Origin of the sequence: Streptomyces sp. NBC_01390, from assembly GCF_045040105.1 — a bacterium.
In the GTDB taxonomy this organism is placed as follows: Bacteria; Actinomycetota; Actinomycetes; order Streptomycetales; family Streptomycetaceae; genus Streptomyces.
In genome coordinates this window covers 5,000,053-5,019,271 of the sequence record NZ_CP109551.1, presented here as the reverse complement: position 1 = coordinate 5,019,271, position 19,219 = coordinate 5,000,053, and the positions used below count along the sequence as shown (strand labels likewise).

The window sequence follows — 19,219 nt, the reverse complement described above, 5'->3', positions numbered from 1 at the left end:
GAACTCGGCTTGTCCGAGGACGAGATAGCCGAAGCGCTGGAGTCCCGCCCGCTGGTCGTTGCTCACCAGGCAGCCGACGCACCGGGCGCGTATTTCGACGTGGCAGCCGCTCGGCGAGCCATCGACGCTATCCAGTCGTTCAAGCACACCAAAGGCCGTTGGGGTAACGCGAGGCTGCGGCTAGCACCCTGGCAAGTGGTGTGGGTGATCGCTCCGATCTTCGGTTGGCTCGCCTACGACCCCGAATTGGGGCGCGCGGTGCGGGTCATCCGCTCGGCGTGGATCGAGGTTCCGCGGAAGAACGGCAAGTCCACCTTGTCCAGCGGCATCGGTCTGGTGCTGTTGCTCGCGGATCGGGAGATCGGGGCGGAGGTATACGCGGCTGCCGGATCGCTTCCACAAGCCGAACGTGTCTTTGACGACGCTAAGCGCATGGCGCTGACGTCCCGCGCTGTACGGGGCCGCGTAGAGGTTCTGCGGGGGCTCATCCGTGTTCCGCGGACCGGCGGCATTTTTCGTGCGCTGTCCAAGATTGCCGAGACTGCCCACGGGTTGAACGTGTCCGGGGCGATCGTCGACGAGGTCCACGTGCACAAGCGCCGGGACCTTATCGACGCCATCGAGACCGGTACCGGCGCGCGTGATCAGCCGCTCGTCATCTACATCACGACCGCTGATGAGGGCACCGAAGGCAGCATCTACGACGAGAAACACACGTACACCCGCCGCTGTGCGGACGGCATCGTGTCCGACCCCGGTCACTACGGGGTCATCTGGGCAGCGGAGGAGGCAGACGATCCGTTTGCCGAGAGCACGTGGCGTAAGGCCAACCCCGGATTGGGTGCCTCTCCGTCGCTTGCGTACATGCGCCGTGAGGCCAACAAGGCCCGGAGCACGCCGAGTTACTTCCCCACGTTCTGCCGCTTGTCCCTCAATCGGCGGATGCGGGCCGCTTCACGGTGGCTGCCGCTGTCGCTGTGGGACGAGAACAACGGACGAGTCAACGACACGTCGTTTCGGTACCGCCGGGCATGGGGCGGGGTCGACCTCTCCGCAGTGTCCGACCTGTCTGCGTGGGTGCTCGCGGTCGAATCCCGTGTGCCCGGTGTCGAGTTGGAACTGATCTCGCGGTTCTGGCTGCCCGAGGAACGCGCGGACGAGTTGGAACAACAGCTACAGGTTCCCATCCGGCAGTGGGCTGCCGATGGTCTACTCACCCTCACCGAGGGCGACGCCATCGACTATGACGCCATCGAGAAACAGATCATTGCCGACTGCCGCCGGCTGGACGTCCAGCGCATCAGTTATGACCGGATGTTCGCCGGGCAGCTCGTCCAGCGCATCGAGGCCAAGACGCGCGGGGTCGACGTGGTTCCGATCGCGCAGACCTACTTGGGCATGTCGCCGGGCTGCAAGGAACTTGAACGGCTCTTGCGCGAGGGGCAGATACGTCACGGCGGTAACCCGGTGCTCCGCTGGAACGCGTCAGTGGTGGAGGTCTACCGGGACGGCAACGACAACATGCGACCGGTCAAGCCGGACCGCGGGAAGTCATCCGCCCGTATCGACGGCATCGCCGCTGCGGTGATGGCGCTGGACGGTTACGTACGAAGACCGCTGAAACGTCCTCGTGCTGCGAGTGCCTAAAATTCCGATGGCAGTGCTAAATAGAGAGCGCTACCTAGATCCATGAATACGCTTGACAGCGGAAGCACAGTTATTGTGCGTCCCGGTGGCGGCGCATCCAGGGAGATAATTGGGTCATTCTCTACCATCCACATGACGCGCATAAAATTGGAGGTCGGACTAGGGGGAAGACTCCTTTGTGCGCGTTGAAATGCAGACTCCGCGTCCCTAACTCGGCGCGCGGCTGACCAGCCGTCTTCACCAATTCCTACATAGAGCGCTGCCGCGAGCATGGAAAGGTCAGCCTCTTCCGAAGCCCGTGCACCGTTGCGTGCAGAAATGCGGGCTTCTTCGACTATGGGCATCACAATAGTGAACTTGCTGACGAGTGCAGCCCGACTGCGCACGCAGCCCGCGTCCTGCATTAGTGCCCGTATGGTGTCACGGCGGTCGCGGTTTACCTGCTCTACTGCAGTGGCGGCCGCAGGGGCTATCAGAGCCTGTCCAACCCGAGTAACCAATTGCTGGTTGAACTGCCCCTGCCGCCTGCGATTTTTGAATATTCCGGCGGCCGTGTTGGCTGCCGAGAAAAGTGACTTGGCGATGGCGATAGCCGCAGGTAGAACAAGACTCATGCGCTCAGGGTGACCGACTCGCTAGATTAATTCCAGCCCGGGATCGACCCTTGTTACAAACGGTTACATTCACCTGCGCCCCAATAGTCACAAGTAACTCGAACATGCCACCATGTCAACTTCATGTTGATGCACGTGTTTCGCTAGAGAGGGTCGAGGTGAGTGGAGTTAGTGAGAAGCCGCTACAGATGACGGTCCGGCTCCGCGCGAAGATCGAACGGCGCAAAAACGAAGCCCGCAAGTGGTCGGACGCGTACGAGGGTAGACGGCCGCTGCTGTTCGCGAGTCCCGAGTTCAACGCCCAAGCCGGGGAGCTGTTCAAGGACTTTTCCGATAACTGGTGCGCGACCGTACCGGACGCCACCGTTGAACGGCTTATGCCGATCGGCTTCCGGCTGGAAGACGGGTCCATTGATCATGCTGCGGGGAAGGCGTGGCGACGCTCGGAATGTGATGTTGAGATCGGTCTAGCGCTGTTGGAAGCGCTGATTACCGGTCGGTCCTATGCCCTGGTGTGGAAGCCGGACGGCATCAACACAGAGATCACGTTCGAGCATGCCGCGAATGCGATTGTCGAGTATGTGCCTGGTCGTCGTCGGCTCCGCTCGGCGGGTCTCAAGACGTGGCGTGACGGGCAATGGGAGTTCGCAACGCTGTTCACCCCGGACATGGTGTACCGGTGGCAGCGGCGGGGACGTAGTCAGGAGTGGACGGGCCGCACCGTGGGACTGTCCCGCGGCGAGCCGTCGCACATTCCCAACCGGCTCGGCGTGGTGCCGCTGGTCGAACTCCCCAACCGGGCACGGCTGCACGGAAACCCGCGCTCCGAGCTTGTGACGGTGCTGCCGCTACAGGATGCGGTCAACACCTTGTGGGCCCACCTGATGACCGCGAGCGACTACCTAGCGCTTCCGGCTCGCGCTGTGCTCGGCATGGACCGACCCGTACGGGAGATCGTTGACCCGGAGTCCGGCGAAGTCGTCGGCGAGGAGGACGAGCCGCTAGACCGGTTCCGTTCGGACCGTCTGCTGTGGCTGGAGAAGGACACCGCGCGAATCGCGGAGTTCTCTGCCGCTGATCTCGGCAACTACCTCAAGGTCATTGACGCTGCGGTTGAACACATCGCTTCGCAGACTCGCACCCCCGCCACTTACCTGACGGGGCAGCTCGTCAACGTCTCGGCGGACGCTCTCGCGGCTTCCGAAGCCGGTCTAGTCGCAAAGGTCATGGAGCGCCAACGGCACTTCGGTGCGGGACTCCGCGAGATCATGCGGCTTGAAGCGCTGGCAGCCGGCGAGGACAAGCGCGCGGCTTCCCTCGCGCTCGGCTCTGTGGTGTGGCGTGACCCTCAGTTCCGTTCGGACTCGCAGTACTCGGATGCCCTGGTCAAGTTGAAGTCCATCGGGGTCCCGGACGAAGCGCTGTGGGAGCGGATTCCCGGTGTCACCCCGGACGAGATCGACCGGTGGAAGCGGATGCGCAACGACCAGGCCGCGGCAATTCTCGGCGGAAGCATCGCCGATCTGTACGGCCCGAAGCGCGACCAGGACGAGCCCGCGGACGAGCTGCCGGACGCCGCGTAATGAGCCGTGCGGCAGAGCTAGCGGCAGCCCGGTACGTGGAGACGCAGAGCATTGCGCGGAGCGTTGTGGCAGCCGTGCAAGCCCTTTGGCGGGACGTGACTCCGGACCGCATCTTGTCCGCCATGCAGGGCGAGACCGGACGGCAGATCCTCGCCGCTGTCATGGCGGGGCAGCTCTCCGCAGCACAAGGGGCGCAAGCCTTTGTCACGGCGTCCATGCTCGCCCAAGGTGCGGCAGCCGGACCGGTCGCCATGCTCAATCCGGGGGCTCTGGTCGGTATCGCGTCGGACGCTCGTCCGCTCGCAACTCTGCTGTACCTTCCGGCGATTCGCACCGCGCAAGCCCTCGCGGCGGGACAGTCCGCGGAAGTCGCTTCGCTTGCCGGGCTGAATCAGATCGCAACCATGGTGGGGACGCAGATAGCGGACACCGCGAGGGCGGCAACGTTCGTGTCCATGGCTGCCGAGCCCCGGTGTATCTCGTATGTGCGGGTGGTGAAGCTGCCCGCGTGCGTCCGGTGCATTCTGCTGTCCGGTCGTCAGTACAGCTACTCAACAGGCTTCAAGAGGCATCCCCGCTGTGACTGCGGTATGGAGCCCATGACGGATGCCGAGTGGAAGCAGACGAGCACCCCGGAAGCTCTGGTGCGGCAGATGAGCCCCGAGGAACAGCGGAAGCGGCTCGGACCCGCAGGGGTCAAAGCCCTTGAATCCGGGGCGGACTTGGGGCAGATAGTCAATGCCCGCCGAGGAATGGCTACGGCTGTCACCGGACGGGGACCGCTAAAGGTCACCACGGAAGGCACCACGAAACGCGGGATCGGCGGCAAAGCGCTCAACTCGGGTTTTGAAAAGACCCCCGGCAACCGATACGAGCGGGCTAAGGAAGCCCGGTTGATGCCGGAAACCATCTTCAAACTCGCTGGTGACAACCGCGAGCACCAAATAGCCATGTTGAAGAAACACGGATACATCACATAGGAGGGGCACCCATGCCCAACGACCCGAACCCGAACGGTCCGGAGCCGAAGCCCGGCGAGGGCGACCAGGGCGAGCCCAAGAACGACCAGGGCACCAAGCCCGGCGACCAGGGCGAGCCGAAGCCGAGCGACCAGGGCGGGGACGAGCTGTCCGCCGAGCGCACCGCGCGAACGGCTGCCGAGAAGCGCGCCGAGACCGCCGAAGCGGAAGCAACTCGGCTCCGCCGGTCGAACGCTGCACAGAAGCCGGGCGACCTTGACGCGCTCCGCGAGGAGATCCGAACCGAGTTCACCGGGCAGCTCGTCCGCGCCGAGATTCGAGCGGCTGCCGCTGGTCGGCTCCGTGATCCTGCGGACGCTCTTGCCCTGGTGGACGTGGCCGGACTGGTCGGCGAGGGCGGGGACGTGGACACCGCCGCGGTAACTGCCGCGCTGGACCAGCTCGTCAAGGACAAGCCCTACCTTGCGCTCGCTGCGGACACCGCATCGACGAGCCCGGCCCCGTGGGGTGACGTGGGCTCGGGGCAGCGCGAGAGCACCGAAGCGAAGGACGAGCCCGCCACCCCGTTTGACCGGCTCCGGAACGCGTATGGCGCGGCCGGCTGACCCCGCACCACACCTATTCCAAGGGTCACACGCAACGTGTGCCTCTTTTTTTCATGCCCAAATGGAGGGGTAATCCATGGCGCTTTCGCTCGCCGAGTCCGCCAAGCTCAGCACCACAGATCTTCAGCGCGGTGTCATCGAGACGTTCGTGCAGGAGTCCAGCATTCTGGACCGTATCCCGCTGATGCCGATCGAGGGCAACAGCTACAGCTACAACGAAGAGGCCACGTTGCCGGGCGTGGCTTTCCGAAGCGTCAATGAGGCGTACACCGAGAGCACCGGCACGGTAAACCAGAAGTCGGAAAGCCTGGTCATTCTCGGCGGGGACGCCGACGTTGACCGTTTCATCGTCCAGACCCGCGGCAACCTGAACGACCAGCGAGCCGTACAGACCCGCATGAAGGTCAAGGCAGCCGCGTACAAGTTCCAGGACACGTTTTTCAACGGTGACGTGGCGACGGACGCCAAGTCCTTTGACGGTCTGCGTAAGCGGCTGACCGGTGCTCAGGTTGTCTCCGCGGGCACGAACGGCGCTCCGATCATCGGTGCGGGGGCCGAGGACTCGCACAAGTTCTTCGACCTGATGGACGGTCTCGTTGCCGCTGTGCCTGGTCTGAACAGCTCCAACGGTGCCATCTACGCCAACCGGCTGGTGATCGCCAAGGTACGTTCCGCGGCTCGTCGCATCGGCGGCTTCGAGATGGTCAAGGAAGCGCTGACCGGAAAGCTGGTCGCCACGTACAACGGCATTGCGCTGCTCGACCCCGGCCAGAATGCGGCGGGTGCGGACATCCTTCCGCAGACCGAGACGCAGGGCTCGGCAACGGACGCGTCCAGCATCTACGCCGTGCGCTTCGGCCAGACCGAGGACGACCAGGCCGTGACCGGTCTCACCAACGGCGGGGTCATGGTCGATGACCTCGGGCAGCTTGAGACCAAGCCCGCGTACCGCACCCGCATCGAGTTCTATTGCGGGCTCGCGGTGTTCGGCGGCAAGGGTGCCGCGCGCCTTAACGGCGTTCTCGCCAAGTAGCCGGAAGGGGTTCGGAATTGCCGCCGCGTAAGCGTGCCGCAGCGTCCGCCCCGAAGATCCCGCACACGGATTCGTGCAGCGCCCCGACCCGGATCGAGAGCTTCCCGGTTCTCGACTCGGACGGGGTGGCACGGACCGTCACGCGGTGTCTGGCGTGCGCCGCTCAGACAGTCAAGTAAGAGGGGGCCGGTATGGAACTGCCCGCCCTCGCCACGTCGGACCAGTTGGCCGCGTGGATGCAACGCGAGCCGGACGAGCTGCCCGCGTCGGCTCCGATGGTGCTGGACGTGGCGTCCGCCATCGTGCGCCGCGAAGCCCGGCAGTCGTTCACCAGGGGCACCAGCTCGGCACTGCTGTACCCGCGCGAGGGGTGGGCGGTACTTCCGCAACGTCCCGTGGTCTCCGTACAGGGGGTCACGGTTGCCGGTAAGCCGCTCGCCCCGGACCGGTGGCAGCTCGTCCGGGACCGGTTGCGTGTGCCCGACGACCTACCCGTGACCGTCACCTACACGCACGGGTATGCAGCCGTGCCCGGTGACGTCCTCGCGGTCGTGCTCACCCTCGCCGGCCGAGTGCTCACGAACCCCGCCGATCTCCGTCAAGAGTCGGTCGGCTCCGCGAGCGTCACCTACTCCGCCGAGACCATAGGGGCATCCCTCGCCCCCGCGGACCGGGACCTACTCGCCCGGTACCGCAAGCGCGTATCGGTGGTGGGGCTCCGGTGAGCGTCCACTACTCCCAAACCGTCGTGCTCGTACGCGCGCCGTTCCTGGTGGACCGGTACGGCAACACCACGTCCGTACGTGATTGGGCGAACGCCACCAGGACGACCGTCCGGCGGGTTGCTGTCCAGCCCGATGCGTCCACCGAGGACGGCGGAGATCGCTCCGTTGTGGTCTCCGGATGGCGACTGATCACCCGCCGCGGAGTCGACGTCGACCTAGCACCAGGGGACCGGGTGGTTGCGCTCGGGCGGTTGCTGGACGTGGACGGAGATGTTGCCCGCTGGACGCTCTCGGGCCGACACCACCACACCGAAGCCCGCCTAAAGGAGGTGTCCGGATGAGTCGACGCTTTCGCCCGAACCGGTCCGGGATCAACAGCCTTATGCGCACGCCCGAAACAGGGGCCGAAGTGCGCCGTATCGCCGAGCGCATCGCAGAGTCTGCGGGCTCGGACGGGGGCGACTTCCGCACCGACTCGGCACTAGGCACTCGCCGTTGGCGTGCTGCCGTGATCGGCAACTACGAGAAACAGAACGACGCGGAAGGCACTCGGCGGGCACTGCTCCGCGGGTTGGACGGTGCCGATTGAGCCGCCCCGTCATCGTCATGCCCGACGCCGTGGCCGTGGTGACGGGTTATCTCCGCTCTGCCCTCGCGGCAGCCGGCGACCCCGTCCCCGTGGTGTCCCGCATTCCCTCGCCCCGTCCCTCGCGGTTCGTCCGCGTGGAACGGCTCGGCGGGCTGCAACAGACGGTTGTGTCGGACCGTGCCCGGCTGGACTTCCACGCGTGGGCAGCCACCGAATCGGACGCGCACGACCTTTGCGCCCTGGTGCGCGCCCTGGTCCACGTCATCCCCGGAGTGCGCGGCGGGGTCACGGTCTACCGCGCAACCGAAGTAGGCGGCCCGCAGTGGCTACCAGACGACGAGACTTCACAGCCGCGCTATGCGTGCGCCGCTGAAATCCATATGCGCGGTCGCGTGCACGAAATTCCTATCTCCTGAACCGGCGCCTTGATCCGTCATCGTCTAGGGCTGACTGAGCAGCACTCATGAAGTCCGCAAGGTGCTGAAAAATTTTCTCATTCACATCCGTAACCCATCTGTGAGGGGTTTCGAAATTTGCCTTCGCGCGCTCTCTCACAGTGACCTTGTAAAGGGCGCTCTCGTAATACAGTTTGTCGGCTGGTTTGGCGACCCTTGCGGGGCCTGCTAGCGCTACGTCCACGTACGCTTTCTGAATTCTTAGCAAATATGGTTCCAGCTCCGCATCTTGATTCGGCTCGTCATCGTAGTACTCCCATTCGGCTAAAGCAAGCGCCGCATCAATAAGTTCCTTGTATGCGGCTTGACGGGGATCGCGGCGATTCTTTCGATGCTCTGCTCGGGCCGCGATTTCCGCGCCAGCCCTCTGAGCACGTCCGGCAGCGAAAGCCGCGCCCATAGTCCCTACAGAACCCGCCAACGCGCCGAGAACTGCGGCCATTCCTGCATCCATAGCGGGGACTCTACAGCCACCAGCCAGGCGCCGCGGCTCTTCCACCAAATTACTCCGAGGGGACACCCATGCCTCTAAACGCTAACGCCGTGCGCGTTGCGATTACCGGTGCCGCGTACGTGGCTCCGCTTACCTCCGTCAAGCCGACCGACGCAACAACCGCATGGCCGAGCACCGCAACCGATATCGGCTGGATCTCGGATGACGGAATTACCGAGTCCAACTCTGCCGACACCACGGAAATCAAGGGATGGCAGGGCGGGCAGACCGTCCGAAAGGTCATCAGCTCGTCCGAGATGACTTTTCAGTTCACCGCCATCGAGACGAGCAAGACCGTACTTGAGCTGTACCACAAGGGTTCCAAGGTGGTCACCACGTCCGGCAAGTCCGTGCTTGCGGTCAAGGCACCGGGACCGGACCGGCGACAGTTCGGATTCGACGTGATCGACGGCAATTCGCACGTCCGCATTGTTGTACCGGATGGCGAGGTTACCGAGACCGGCGATATCACGTACAAGGGTGACGAAGCCATTGCGTACGAGCTGACCATTACCGCCTATCCGGGTGCGGATGGCGTGGTGGCAATCAAGTACAGCGATGACCCGTCCTGGGGTGCGGAACCCGAAGCGTAAGCAACCCGCCGAAACGTTCCTTTACCCGTAGGAGAAAAGCACAGTGAGCGACACTTTCAACCTTGACGTATGGATCAGTGAGGCTCGGCGCGAGCCTTTCCGGTTCGAGGTTTCCGGCCGTACCTTCGCGCTTACCCCGGCGGGTGAACTGGACAAGAGCATTCTTAAGAGTGTCAACGTCAGTGCACCGAGCCCCGAGGACATTGAGTCCTTGCTTACGGCGGGTCTCGGTGACCAGTGGGCCCGCTTCGATGAACTGCCCCTTCCCCTCGCTGCACTCGGTGAGCTGTTCCGGCAGTGGCAGAACCATGAGGGTGCCCCGGTGGGGGAATCGCTGGCCTCTGCCGACTCCTGACAGAGCACGGGGAGGCCATAGAAGCCGACTTCCAACGCTACTACCGCACCGATATTCGGGACCTGTTTCGGTCCGATTCCGGGCTCACATGGCGGCGGGTGCGCGCCCTGGTGGTGAACCTTCCCGCCGAGTCTGCTCTAGGTCGGGAAATGGCCGGAGAAGATTCCGGCTGGACCCTGGAAACACAGCTACTCGCCGCGCTGCATGACCGGCTCGCCGAAGCAAATTGGCAGCGAGGGAATGCCGGGGTTAAGTCCCCGAGCCGTCGCCCCCTGCCGATTCCGCGGCCCGGTATCCGTTCTGATCGCATCGGCCGGACCACGCGAAGCCCCCAGGAAGTTGCCGCATATCTCGTGCAGTTCCAGCCGGGAACGGGGGGTGACTAATGGCTGTGGAAGTCGGAATGGGCTATGTGTCGCTCGTTCCGGAAGTGCAGGGATTCGCCGGGGAGCTGCAAAGGCAGGTAACCGGCCCGTCCGAAGCGGCGGGACAAGAGGGCGGGCAGTCAGCCGGCGAGGGCTTCACCGGGAAAATGGGTGGAGTCCTAAAGGGCGGTCTTGCTGCCGTAGGTATCGCCGCTGCGGCAGTCCTCGCAAAAGGGTTCATGGATGCGCTGGACCAGACAGCCATTAACGGCAAGATCCAGGCATCCCTAGGCAGCACACCAGCCGAAGCGAAACGTTACGGCGAAGCCGCGGGACAGCTGTACGCCCATGGCATCACAGATTCCGTGGAGGATGCCGCGGCGGCGGTCTCCGGAATCATGCGAGCGGGCATCCTACCGCCGGAAGCGACTAACGCCCAAATCGAGGAAATCACCGGCAAGGTGTCCAACCTCGCCGACACCTTCGAACTGGACCTAGGGCAGACCAGTAATGCCGTCGGGCAGATCCTTAAGAACGGTCTGGCAAAGGACGGCACGGAAGCCCTGGATATCCTCACGGCGGGGATGCAAAAGATGGGTCCGCGTGCCGATGACATGGCGGACACGTTCAACGAGTACAGCACCAAATTCCGTGATCTCGGGTTGTCCGCTGCGGATGCCGTGGGGCTCATGTCCCAAGGAATGCAGGCGGGTGCGCGGGATACGGATACGATCGCTGACTCGCTGAAGGAATTTCAGATCCGGGCGACGGATGGCAGCGCGTCCAGCACGGCGGCATACGAGGCAATCGGACTTAGTGCCGAGGAAATGACCCGCAAGATAGCCGCGGGTGGTCCCGGTGCCCGCGAGGGATTGCAGCAATTCCTAGACGGCATCAAAGCCATAAAGGACCCCGCCGAAAAGAATGCGGCGGCCGTTGGGCTTTTTGGAACGAAAGCCGAGGATCTTGGGCAAGCCCTTTTTGCTCTGGACCCGTCCACTGCTGTCAAGGCAATGGGTGAAACCGCCGGGGCTGCCGACCGAATGGGTGACGCGCTACACAACAACGCGTCAGCCAAGATTGAACAATTCAAGCGGACTGCCCAAGTTGCTCTGTCGAATTTCATCGGCAACGAAGTATTGCCGCCGCTCATATCCTTTGCGACGACCGCCAGAGATGTACTAGGACCCGCTCTCAGCACCGCAAAGGATGTGGTCGGGGGTTTCCTCGGCTCGTTCGCTTCGGGTGCCGGGGGTGCGTCCATAGCCGGGCTCGGACAGACGGTCATGGGACTCGGTATCTCCATTCGCGATACTCTCGCACCGAGCGTGTCCGCGCTGGTAACGCAATTCCAAACCAGCGTTCTCCCCGCTCTACAGGGCGTTTGGTCCGTCGTGTCCGGGCAGATTATCCCGGCAGTCATGGCACTTTACGGGGCCATTTACGGGGCGCTCGCACCGGTCTTTACGAACCTCGCCCTGATCTTCACACAGTACCTTTACCCCGCCGCTATGCGGATCTATACGGCGATCCTGGAAAACCTACAGCCGATCCTTGTGGCACTGGCCAAATTCGTGACCACACGGGTTGTGCCCGCCGTGCAGATGATCGGCCAGAAGCTTTCTGATCTCGTACAGAAAGCACAGCCCGTCATTGCCGTGATGGCCACGATCATTACGTGGGTCGCACAGCTCGCGGCCAAAATTCTTGGGGCCGCTATTCCGGTCCTGCTGCGGCTCGCCGGCCCGGTGTTCTCAGCGTTGTTCACAGCGTTGGGCACCGGTATCGACTGGATCGGCAACGTCATCGGGTTCGTTGGAAAGCTCGGCACGGCGTTCGTCGACAGCGTTCGTTTCATTGCCGAGTTCGGACGGCAGTCCCGTAAGAAGATCGGGGAGTTCACGGACTATATGCGCGGTCTGCCGGGCCGGATCGGAAAAGCGCTCGGCAGCTTCGGGCGACTCCTGGTCGACCAGGGCGCGGACCTGGTGCGCGGTCTGTGGGAAGGCGTCCGCAACATGGGCGGATGGCTCCGGGACAAGCTGATCTCTTGGGCCAAGTCTTCCATCCCCGGACCGATCGCCGACGCACTTGGAATCAACTCTCCGTCCACGCTCATGCGGGACCAGATCGGAAAGTGGATTCCCGCGGGTGTCATCGACGGAATCGACCAGGGGCAGCGGAAATTGGACGCTCGCGTTCGCATGATGGTGCAAGCCCCGAGCCACTTCCGCGTGCCGAAGTGGACAGCCCCCGCACCGAAGTACGACCCCACGCAGCATGAAGATTTCTGGGACTTCCTGACAGAGGTCAAGAAGCTGAATATGCGGGACATCGTGTTGCGCGTCGGGGAGCAGGAACTAGCCCGCGTTGCGGCGCTCGGAAAACGTCAACTCGACAGGAGGTGAAGGCAGTTGAGTATGTGGATCGGTCGTCCCGGAAGTCTGCGTGAGATCCGGGACGGCGCGTCCAGGTTCGAGCGTTCGCCCGATCTCGGGGTGTCTGAGTTCCGGGCGCTGGGCGGGAGTGTGACCACATGGGTTGCGCCCGTCAAGCCCCGGCGGCTGGTGCTGTCCTGGTCGGCCATGGAAGGGGACGACGTGGCGCACCTTGACCGGCTCGCCCGGCGGATCGGCGGGAACGGTCCGATAGCCGTGCTGGACCCGCTCGCCGCGAATCTGTTCAAGCCCGCTCAGGCGGACGCCACTACGGACGCGTTGATCACGGCGTGGTTCCTGGCGTCCGCTGCGGGAACGGGCTCGGTCGCATTCGACCCCGGGGCGCTGGTGTTCACGTTCAAGCCCACCACGGCAGACGGGTCGGTCGGATGGGCGGGGACCGTGTTCGGCAACTATCCGGCTGCCCCCGGCATGCGGGTCAGTCTCGCGGCTCCGCCCGCCTTTCCTGCCACGTCCGCAGTCAAGATCGATTGGAAGACGAAGAGCGGAACCTACGTCGCCACGTCGTCGGCAGTCGGACGGGTGCTGAACGCGGTTGCCCCCGCGGGGGTGGGCTCGTTCACGCCCGTGGTGGTGCCCGGAGCCGTAGGGACGTACTCGCTCGCGGGTGCGTGTCTGGCCGTCGACAGTACGGCCGTGGCGGGCCGACCGGGCGAGGGCTGCCCCGCCTACAGCATTACCGACTACACCCATGCGGCAACACCGGGGAACGGCGCTTACCGGGACATCGGGCTGACTCTGGTGGAGGTGACCGGTGCGGCCGGCTGACAGTGCACTGATCGCCGCGTTGAAGACGGGCGAGCGGCAGCTAGCACAGCAGACGCGATTGGGCGGCAAGGACATGTCCGCGCAAGTCCAGTCGTGGTCTTTGGAACAGAGCTACGGCACCGATCTGCCCGACGCGATGCGCGCATTCAGCGGCTCGTCCAGCGCGTCACTGTCGCTGACGCTCGCCGGGACCGACACCACCAGTGCACCCGCGCTGTACGGGCCGTGGGCTCCGCGCTCGTCGGGGGATGCGGTGCGCCCGGGACAGTCGGTCGTCCATCGTTGGGGACTCGGGGGCAGCACGATTCCGGGCTTCCGTGGCAGTCTCCGGGCCCGCTCGGCACAGTCCGGATCGGACGCCGTACAGGTGTCTGCGCTGGACGGAGCCGAGCGGCTACGGATGCCCGCACAGCTTCCACGCCCCTCGGGCGGCATCGACTCAGACACGCCGTTCGGGGCGTCAACCAACTGGGTTGCCAGTCCCGGATGGTGCGTGGACCACCTGCTACGCAACGCGGGAATTCACACGTGCCCGCCCCCGCGTACGGGTGCACTGCTGTACGCGAGTCTGCACGGGGGTGCAGCGGCCAACGTCGGCTATCTCAAGAGCCTTTCGGGCGACTGGTCGCAGTGGACCAAGACGAACGCACCGTGGGAGTGCGCCGTACAGGGCTCGTCCGCCGGGACGACCAAGGCGGAGTATGCGCCGCTGGTGCGGGCGGTCAACCGCAACCACACGGACGGCTTCTGGTACGAGGTGTGGATAGACAACACCGGTGTCACGTCCGGAGACCGCAGCATCGACCTTTCTCTGTCGTGGGTGCCCGCCAGCCTGACCCCCGTTTACACCACGCTCCGAGCCGACTTCGCCGCTGGAACGGTGACGTTCTTCAACGGCACCAACGCCACCCCGGCAAGCAACTCGTCAACGACCTGGACGGTTTCCGCGCTGACACAGCAGTCCGGGCGCTGGCACTTCGGAATGTGGCTCACGTTCTCGTCCACGGGCGTTCCCACCGTTGAAGGGACGGTGCAGTACCCGAACGGCAGCGGTCTCATCCTGCTGCCGGGAACCATTGGCAGCGCCGTGCCCGCGGGCACCATGGGAAACGTGATCCTGCGTATCGGCGGGATGCGGGTGGAAGCCCTACAGGTCTCGCAGTTGGCCGCGAAGCCGGCGACGCGTGACGAGATCATGCAGAACGGGACGTGGAAGAAAACGGCGACGCTCGATGCGCCGGACATCCCGTTGCGCGTGGTTCCCGTGATCAGCGGAAGTGCGTGGGAAGCGATCACGTCGATTGCTCGGGCCACGCTGTCCACGGCGGAGTTCGACGGGGACGGCATCTTTCGGTGGCGTAGCCGTAGCCGCTGGTCGACCGCCCCGAGCGCGGAGAACCTCACGGTGACGTCGGAACGCGAGTTGGCGTCACTGACGATCACGGAGGAGATTGACGCGTGCCGTAACCACTGCTCGGTGAAGTGGGCGAACTGGTCCAAGGTCAAGGCCAACAAGTCATGGACCAAGGCAGCCGCGAACGTCGTTCAGATTCCCGCCGGGGGCTCGTTCAGCATCGCGTGGAGCATCGGGGACGACGAGTTGGACACTCCGCCCCCGTTCACGTACACCGATGCACTGCCCGACTGCATCCGGTTCGTCAACGCCAACACCGACACCGCGGCCATGGTCTATGGGGCGGTGGAAGTGGGGACGCGTCGGGAGAACGGCACGCTTGTGCTCTCGATGCGCAACCGCAGTGCGTCCGCGGTGTGGCTGCGGGGAGCGACCAGCGGCGGGGCTTCGGTCGTGCTGCTGACACCGGGCATCGACAGCGGGCAGGCTCCTGCGGACAACTGGTCCGCAGCGTGGAACACGACCAGCCAACAGGTGTACGGGGTGCAGGCATTCGAGCACGACCCCGGCGGTTGGGTGCAGGACTCGGCTTCGGCCGCATCCCTTGCCACGGCGTTGCGCACGGCGGGGGCGTATCCGTATCCGCTGCTCGGCAACGTCGAGATCCTGCCGGACCCCCGGCTACAGCTCGGGGACGTGGTGCGCGTGGTCGACACGACCGGGGCCGCGCTGAACACCCTTGCGTGGGTGATCGGGATACGGACAGCCGGCGAGGGGACCACCGTGCGGCAGACGCTGACGCTGCGGGCAACCGCGTACAACGGGGTTCCCGTGGATGCCGGGCTGACCCCGGACCCGCCCGTTGATCCGGCGGTGACTGTGTAAGGGGGATGGATGACAGAGGAAGAGATAGAGGCACTGGCCCGGCAGATTGCCGCGTTGCTGCCCGGCTATCTGCTGTACCGGGACCCGCCGCAAGTGGCGGTGGGCTCGCCGGAATCGGAAGTTGGGGCGGGTTCCACGGAGATCACGGCCGTGGCCGTGGACCAGGTGGCGCCCGATGAGTGACGACCAGGACGAGCCGCTAGGGGTCCGGATCGGTGCGCGTGAGATCTATGACGAAGTGGTGGGGCTCCGCGAGGACGTGCGTTCTCTCGGGCAGGCAGGGGAGAACGTGACCGAGACGCTAGAGGATCACGAGACGCGGATTCGGGACCTGGAGTCCGAGCGGGGGAAGTTCGTTCTTCCCGTCGCTGTGGTGACCGCCGTTGCGACCGTGGTTGCGGCCGGTCTGACCGTCGCAAAGGCAACCGGCAAGGGCTAGGCAGAGCCCATCATGGAGTGGTGTTCTTCGCTTGACCATTATTTCCGTTCGATGGCCCAATACACGCCAAGATAATCACGTGAATAATTCCCGCGAAGGGCATTACGATCAATCCGGCGATGCTCCAGCATGCATTGGTATTAGATGGCGAGCCCGTAAATAGTGCTCGGAGGCATGCAATTTCCCCTCCGATAGCGGCACCAAGAGTGATTAGCGGAGCAAGCGCCCCGAAGAGAATGACCCACCACAAGTGCGTATTGGCCTTGTGTTTATCAACCATCATTTGGAGAGCATCGATGGCTTTCATGCTGAAGAGATAGGCAATTAGCAGCAGCGGGATGACGCCCGCTGTAGCGAGATAATACTCAACGGTTCCATTTTCGGAGACTGCATTCACTTGGATTCCCCTCACGTGAAAGACGCTCTCCGATCTTTCCGGACCTCGATGTCTTGATCGTTTAGGCGCGCATGCGATTACCGCGCTTGAGTGAACAGTGTGGGCTATTTGGCTCGCATGTCCATCGTTATTCAATACGAACGCAGCCCCGTTCGGGCGATATCCGGGCGGGGCCTTTTTTCATGCCCTGGAGGGGACAGCATGGCCAAGTTTTCGGGTGCCACGTGGCGACCGATTCCCATCAACTACACCGAGGGCGGACAGAGTTCGGTCCGTGGCCTGGTGGTGCACATCATGGCGGGCACCCTCGCCGGAACCGACTTGTGGTTCCGCAACGCCGAGGCGCGCGCGTCCAGCCACTTCGGCACCGGTAAGGCGGGTGCGCTCTATCAGTGGGTGGACACCGCGGACCGGGCTTGGGCTCAGGCGGGCGGCAACACGTCGTGGCTGTCCATCGAGAACGAGGGGCAGGGCGGGGACGCGCTGACGTCCGCGCAGATGGACCGGATTGCGGCGGTGTTCGCATGGGTCCACAAGACGTACGGCGTGCCGCTTCAGGTGGCGTCCGGCCCGAACGGCAAGGGGCTCGGCTACCACGCCATGGGCGGTTCCGCATGGGGCAGTCACCCGAGCTGCCCCGGTAGCCGGATCGTCGCTCAGCTTCCCGAGATCGTGACGCGCGCCAAGCGCATTGCCGCCCCCGCGGCCCCGACGCTCGCCGCGTTCCCCGGTGCTGCGTTCTTCAAGAATGCGCCCCGTTCGGCGCTGATCACGGCCATGGGCAAGCGGCTGGTGGCCGAGGGGTGCGGCAAGTACGCGACCGGTCCCGGTCCGCAGTGGACCGAAGCCGACCGGAAGTCGTACGCGGCTTGGCAGCGCGAGCGCGGGTTCACCGGCTCGGCTGCCGATGGCTGGCCCGGCAAGACCACGTGGGACGCACTGCGGGTTCCGCGCGGCTGACAACTCCCCGTGAGCGGTGCCCCGTCCGGCGGGGACCAGCTCGGGAACGCAAATCCAAAACGTTCACGCACAGCAACAACAGGGGGAACCCATGCCGCAGTTCATCAAGACCCATCCGGCCCGTATCTACGCCGTGTTCGTCGCCGGGCTCGCGCTCGTCGTCCACTACGCGCCGGATCTCCCGTCCGCGCTGATTCTCGGTCTCGCCGCTGCGGTGCTCGGTACCGGTGAGGCTGTCCAGCGCACCGAGGACGCCAAGACCGCCACGGCCGGCGAGCACCAGGACGACGACCAGGCGACCGCCGAGTGACCTACCGCCATGTAGCGCTCATGGGCCGGGCGGGCTCCGGTAAGGACGCCGTGGGGGCTCGGCTCGTCTCGCGGTTCGTGTTCGCTCGCATCGCGTTCGCGGACCCGTTGCGGGACATGGCTCTGTCCGTGGACCCGTTCATTGGTTACGAGCCCACGGGTTACGGGCCACTGCCGATCTGGCTGTCTGACGACGTGCGCCGCCATGGGTGGGACCGAGCCAAGCAACGGCCCGAAGTGCGACGCACGTTGCAGCGGCTCGGGCAGTCCGTCCGGGACCAGGACGAGGATTTTTGGCTTCGGCTCGCCCTCGCGAAAGTGGACGTGGCCGAGCGCTGGAACCTGCCCGTGGTCGTGACGGACTGCCGGTACGAGAACGAAGCCGAAGCGCTCACCGCTCGCGGGTTCCTTCTGGTCCGCGTGGACCGTCCGGGCGAGCACGGACCAGCCGGCGAGGACGAGCGGCAGCACACCAGCGAGACCGAGCTAGCCGACTATCCGGCGGACGCCGTGCTCACCAACGGGGGCACCCTCGCCGAGCTGCACGCACTCGCGGACCAACTCGCAGTTCCCCGCTGACACCAGCGCGAGGGATGACGGGATGACGCTCCGACCCCCTCTTTGGTTTTCTCTCTATTTTTTTAGACGCATACCAAAAAAGGGTCCTAACCGTCATCCGTCATCCCTCGCCGATCACCCACCAGAACGATTACGAGGGGACAGCCATGCCCGGAGCCATCCGGACTATCAAGCGCGGGGGCTCGCGCTTCTACATAAGCCCCGAGACCGCCGAAAAAGTGCCGGGCGTAACGTCCGTGGTCGGAATGCTTCCCAAGCCGTTCCTGACCTTCTGGGCGGCTCGCATGACCGCAGAAACGGCAGTCGAGAACCTGGACGCCGTACGGGCTATCGCCGAGCGTGACCCCGCCGGGGCTGTTGACTTCCTGCGGAACAGTCACACCCGATACACCAATCTGCGGGCAAAGGTCGGCTCGGATGCGCACGACCTTTTCGAGCGCATGATCCGGCTGGAGGAGATCGGCCGAGTCCATCCGGACATGGAGCCGTACCGGCTCGGTTTCGCCGAGTTCCTGCTAGCTGTGCGCCCCGAGCTGATCAGAGCCGAAGACGTGTGCTGGTCGGACGAGCACGGCTACGCGGGCAGCTTTGACGCAATCATTCGGCTACGGCTCGGCGAGGACGGAAAGCCCGACCACGAAAACGGCGAATGGCACACGCTGTTGGTGGACTGGAAGACGAGCAAGAGCGCATATCCGGACGTGGCACTACAGCTCTCCGCGTACGCCCATGCCGACCGGGTCATTTCTGCGGACGGACAGTCCGAGCCCATGCCCAAGGTGGACGGCGCGGCGGTTCTCCACATCACACCGGACGGTTGGGTTTTCAAGCCCGTTCGCATTGACGAGGAAATCTTTAACGTGTTCCTCACGCTGCGGCACGTGTTCCAGTGGGACCGCGAGATCTCCAAGACCGTGTTCGGCAGCCCGATTGCGCAGAGCGTCCGACGACTCATCACGGGAACACAGCGGCGCGGCTAAGACCTACACCAGCACCAGGACGAGCAATCAAACGGCTCGTCCTTTTTTATGC

General features: G+C 64.4%; 23 protein-coding genes. 20 read left to right on the top strand and 3 right to left on the bottom strand.

The window, feature by feature from the left end; translation table 11 throughout:
* Positions 1–9 precede the first annotated feature (9 nt).
* Positions 10–1,647, top strand: coding sequence for a terminase large subunit (locus tag OG241_RS22610; RefSeq protein ID WP_405817319.1), 1,638 nt, complete (start codon positions 10–12; stop codon positions 1,645–1,647).
* On the opposite strand, the gene OG241_RS22605 is transcribed toward OG241_RS22610, so the two are convergent.
* Positions 1,644–2,261, bottom strand: a complete 618-nt coding sequence (locus tag OG241_RS22605) for a hypothetical protein (protein ID WP_405817318.1) — start codon at positions 2,259–2,261, stop codon at positions 1,644–1,646. The genes OG241_RS22610 and OG241_RS22605 overlap by 4 nt on opposite strands.
* Before the next feature lie 188 nt (positions 2,262–2,449).
* Between OG241_RS22605 and OG241_RS22600 the strand changes: the two genes are divergently transcribed.
* The 8 genes from OG241_RS22600 (at position 2,450) to OG241_RS22565 (ending at position 8,192) form a co-directional block, all read left to right on the top strand.
* Complete coding sequence (locus OG241_RS22600) at positions 2,450–3,844, top strand: phage portal protein (protein WP_405817317.1); 1,395 nt, start codon at positions 2,450–2,452, stop codon at positions 3,842–3,844.
* 122 nt (positions 3,845–3,966) lie between these two features.
* Entirely contained in the window at positions 3,967–4,824 is an 858-nt protein-coding gene (locus OG241_RS22595) for a hypothetical protein (protein WP_405817316.1), read from the top strand.
* A gap of 11 nt (positions 4,825–4,835) precedes the next feature.
* The gene (locus OG241_RS22590) at positions 4,836–5,429 is read left to right on the top strand and encodes a hypothetical protein (protein ID WP_405817315.1); all 594 of its coding nucleotides are present in this window, start codon (positions 4,836–4,838) and stop codon (positions 5,427–5,429) included.
* A 76-nt stretch (positions 5,430–5,505) separates the two neighbouring features.
* Positions 5,506–6,462 carry a major capsid protein gene (locus tag OG241_RS22585; protein ID WP_405817314.1) on the top strand — a complete coding sequence of 319 codons (957 nt, stop codon included), beginning with the start codon at positions 5,506–5,508 and terminating at the stop codon, positions 6,460–6,462.
* Between the two features lie 191 nt (positions 6,463–6,653).
* On the top strand, positions 6,654–7,187 hold the full coding sequence (locus OG241_RS22580; RefSeq protein WP_405817313.1) for a hypothetical protein: 534 nt from the start codon (positions 6,654–6,656) through the stop codon (positions 7,185–7,187).
* Positions 7,184–7,528, top strand: coding sequence for a hypothetical protein (locus OG241_RS22575; RefSeq protein WP_405817312.1), 345 nt, complete (start codon positions 7,184–7,186; stop codon positions 7,526–7,528). Before OG241_RS22580 ends, OG241_RS22575 begins: the two co-directional genes overlap by 4 nt.
* Positions 7,525–7,776, top strand: coding sequence for a hypothetical protein (locus tag OG241_RS22570; protein ID WP_405817311.1), 252 nt, complete (start codon positions 7,525–7,527; stop codon positions 7,774–7,776). The genes OG241_RS22575 and OG241_RS22570 overlap by 4 nt, the downstream gene beginning before the upstream one ends.
* 17 nt (positions 7,777–7,793) lie before the next feature.
* Positions 7,794–8,192: a hypothetical protein gene (locus OG241_RS22565; RefSeq protein WP_405817310.1), complete on the top strand. Its 399-nt coding sequence runs from the start codon at positions 7,794–7,796 to the stop codon at positions 8,190–8,192.
* Here the strand turns inward: OG241_RS22565 and OG241_RS22560 are convergent.
* On the bottom strand, positions 8,182–8,685 hold the full coding sequence (locus OG241_RS22560) for a hypothetical protein (RefSeq protein ID WP_405817309.1): 504 nt from the start codon (positions 8,683–8,685) through the stop codon (positions 8,182–8,184). The two genes, OG241_RS22565 and OG241_RS22560, sit on opposite strands and share 11 nt — an antisense overlap.
* Before the next feature lie 89 nt (positions 8,686–8,774).
* Here OG241_RS22560 and OG241_RS22555 point away from each other — a divergent pair, with 89 nt between their 5' ends.
* From OG241_RS22555 to OG241_RS22525, 7 genes are all read left to right on the top strand, one after another.
* Positions 8,775–9,317, top strand: coding sequence for a hypothetical protein (locus OG241_RS22555; protein ID WP_405817308.1), 543 nt, complete (start codon positions 8,775–8,777; stop codon positions 9,315–9,317).
* A 43-nt stretch (positions 9,318–9,360) separates the two neighbouring features.
* The gene (locus OG241_RS22550) at positions 9,361–9,672 is read left to right on the top strand and encodes a hypothetical protein (protein WP_405817307.1); all 312 of its coding nucleotides are present in this window, start codon (positions 9,361–9,363) and stop codon (positions 9,670–9,672) included.
* 385 nt (positions 9,673–10,057) lie between these two features.
* Positions 10,058–12,445, top strand: a complete 2,388-nt coding sequence (locus OG241_RS22545; protein WP_405817306.1) for a phage tail tape measure protein — start codon at positions 10,058–10,060, stop codon at positions 12,443–12,445.
* Positions 12,446–12,535: 90 nt separating this feature from the next.
* The gene (locus OG241_RS22540; RefSeq protein ID WP_405817305.1) at positions 12,536–13,264 is read left to right on the top strand and encodes a hypothetical protein; all 729 of its coding nucleotides are present in this window, start codon (positions 12,536–12,538) and stop codon (positions 13,262–13,264) included.
* A 73-nt stretch (positions 13,265–13,337) separates the two neighbouring features.
* Positions 13,338–15,503: a hypothetical protein gene (locus OG241_RS22535; RefSeq protein WP_405817304.1), complete on the top strand. Its 2,166-nt coding sequence runs from the start codon at positions 13,338–13,340 to the stop codon at positions 15,501–15,503.
* Between the two features lie 9 nt (positions 15,504–15,512).
* Complete coding sequence (locus OG241_RS22530) at positions 15,513–15,686, top strand: hypothetical protein (RefSeq protein ID WP_405817303.1); 174 nt, start codon at positions 15,513–15,515, stop codon at positions 15,684–15,686.
* Positions 15,679–15,942, top strand: coding sequence for a hypothetical protein (locus OG241_RS22525; protein WP_405817302.1), 264 nt, complete (start codon positions 15,679–15,681; stop codon positions 15,940–15,942). Before OG241_RS22530 ends, OG241_RS22525 begins: the two co-directional genes overlap by 8 nt.
* Positions 15,943–15,952: 10 nt before the next feature.
* Here OG241_RS22525 and OG241_RS22520 read toward each other — a convergent pair whose 3' ends face one another.
* Positions 15,953–16,339: a hypothetical protein gene (locus OG241_RS22520; protein WP_405817301.1), complete on the bottom strand. Its 387-nt coding sequence runs from the start codon at positions 16,337–16,339 to the stop codon at positions 15,953–15,955.
* Between the two features lie 201 nt (positions 16,340–16,540).
* Between OG241_RS22520 and OG241_RS22515 the strand changes: the two genes are divergently transcribed.
* From OG241_RS22515 to OG241_RS22500, 4 genes are all read left to right on the top strand, one after another.
* Complete coding sequence (locus OG241_RS22515; RefSeq protein WP_405817300.1) at positions 16,541–17,299, top strand: peptidoglycan-binding protein; 759 nt, start codon at positions 16,541–16,543, stop codon at positions 17,297–17,299.
* Between the two features lie 91 nt (positions 17,300–17,390).
* Positions 17,391–17,609, top strand: coding sequence for a hypothetical protein (locus OG241_RS22510; RefSeq protein ID WP_405817299.1), 219 nt, complete (start codon positions 17,391–17,393; stop codon positions 17,607–17,609).
* Entirely contained in the window at positions 17,606–18,187 is a 582-nt protein-coding gene (locus OG241_RS22505; protein WP_405817298.1) for a hypothetical protein, read from the top strand. Before OG241_RS22510 ends, OG241_RS22505 begins: the two co-directional genes overlap by 4 nt.
* Before the next feature lie 146 nt (positions 18,188–18,333).
* A complete protein-coding gene (locus OG241_RS22500; protein WP_405817297.1) occupies positions 18,334–19,167 on the top strand; it encodes a hypothetical protein in 834 nt (277 codons plus the stop codon).
* The last annotated feature ends 52 nt before the right edge of the window (positions 19,168–19,219 follow it).

Coding starts and splice junctions, on each gene's coding strand:
- OG241_RS22605 (WP_405817318.1), bottom strand. CDS start 2,261: ATGAGTCTTGTTCTACCTGCGGCTATCGCCATCGCCAAGTCACTTTTC.
- OG241_RS22600 (WP_405817317.1), top strand. CDS start 2,450: ATGACGGTCCGGCTCCGCGCGAAGATCGAACGGCGCAAAAACGAAGCC.
- OG241_RS22595 (WP_405817316.1), top strand. CDS start 3,967: ATGCAGGGCGAGACCGGACGGCAGATCCTCGCCGCTGTCATGGCGGGG.
- OG241_RS22590 (WP_405817315.1), top strand. CDS start 4,836: ATGCCCAACGACCCGAACCCGAACGGTCCGGAGCCGAAGCCCGGCGAG.
- OG241_RS22585 (WP_405817314.1), top strand. CDS start 5,506: ATGGCGCTTTCGCTCGCCGAGTCCGCCAAGCTCAGCACCACAGATCTT.
- OG241_RS22580 (WP_405817313.1), top strand. CDS start 6,654: ATGGAACTGCCCGCCCTCGCCACGTCGGACCAGTTGGCCGCGTGGATG.
- OG241_RS22570 (WP_405817311.1), top strand. CDS start 7,525: ATGAGTCGACGCTTTCGCCCGAACCGGTCCGGGATCAACAGCCTTATG.
- OG241_RS22565 (WP_405817310.1), top strand. CDS start 7,794: ATGCCCGACGCCGTGGCCGTGGTGACGGGTTATCTCCGCTCTGCCCTC.
- OG241_RS22560 (WP_405817309.1), bottom strand. CDS start 8,685: ATGGATGCAGGAATGGCCGCAGTTCTCGGCGCGTTGGCGGGTTCTGTA.
- OG241_RS22545 (WP_405817306.1), top strand. CDS start 10,058: ATGGCTGTGGAAGTCGGAATGGGCTATGTGTCGCTCGTTCCGGAAGTG.
- OG241_RS22535 (WP_405817304.1), top strand. CDS start 13,338: ATGTCCGCGCAAGTCCAGTCGTGGTCTTTGGAACAGAGCTACGGCACC.
- OG241_RS22530 (WP_405817303.1), top strand. CDS start 15,513: ATGACAGAGGAAGAGATAGAGGCACTGGCCCGGCAGATTGCCGCGTTG.
- OG241_RS22525 (WP_405817302.1), top strand. CDS start 15,679: ATGAGTGACGACCAGGACGAGCCGCTAGGGGTCCGGATCGGTGCGCGT.
- OG241_RS22515 (WP_405817300.1), top strand. CDS start 16,541: ATGGCCAAGTTTTCGGGTGCCACGTGGCGACCGATTCCCATCAACTAC.
- OG241_RS22510 (WP_405817299.1), top strand. CDS start 17,391: ATGCCGCAGTTCATCAAGACCCATCCGGCCCGTATCTACGCCGTGTTC.
- OG241_RS22500 (WP_405817297.1), top strand. CDS start 18,334: ATGCCCGGAGCCATCCGGACTATCAAGCGCGGGGGCTCGCGCTTCTAC.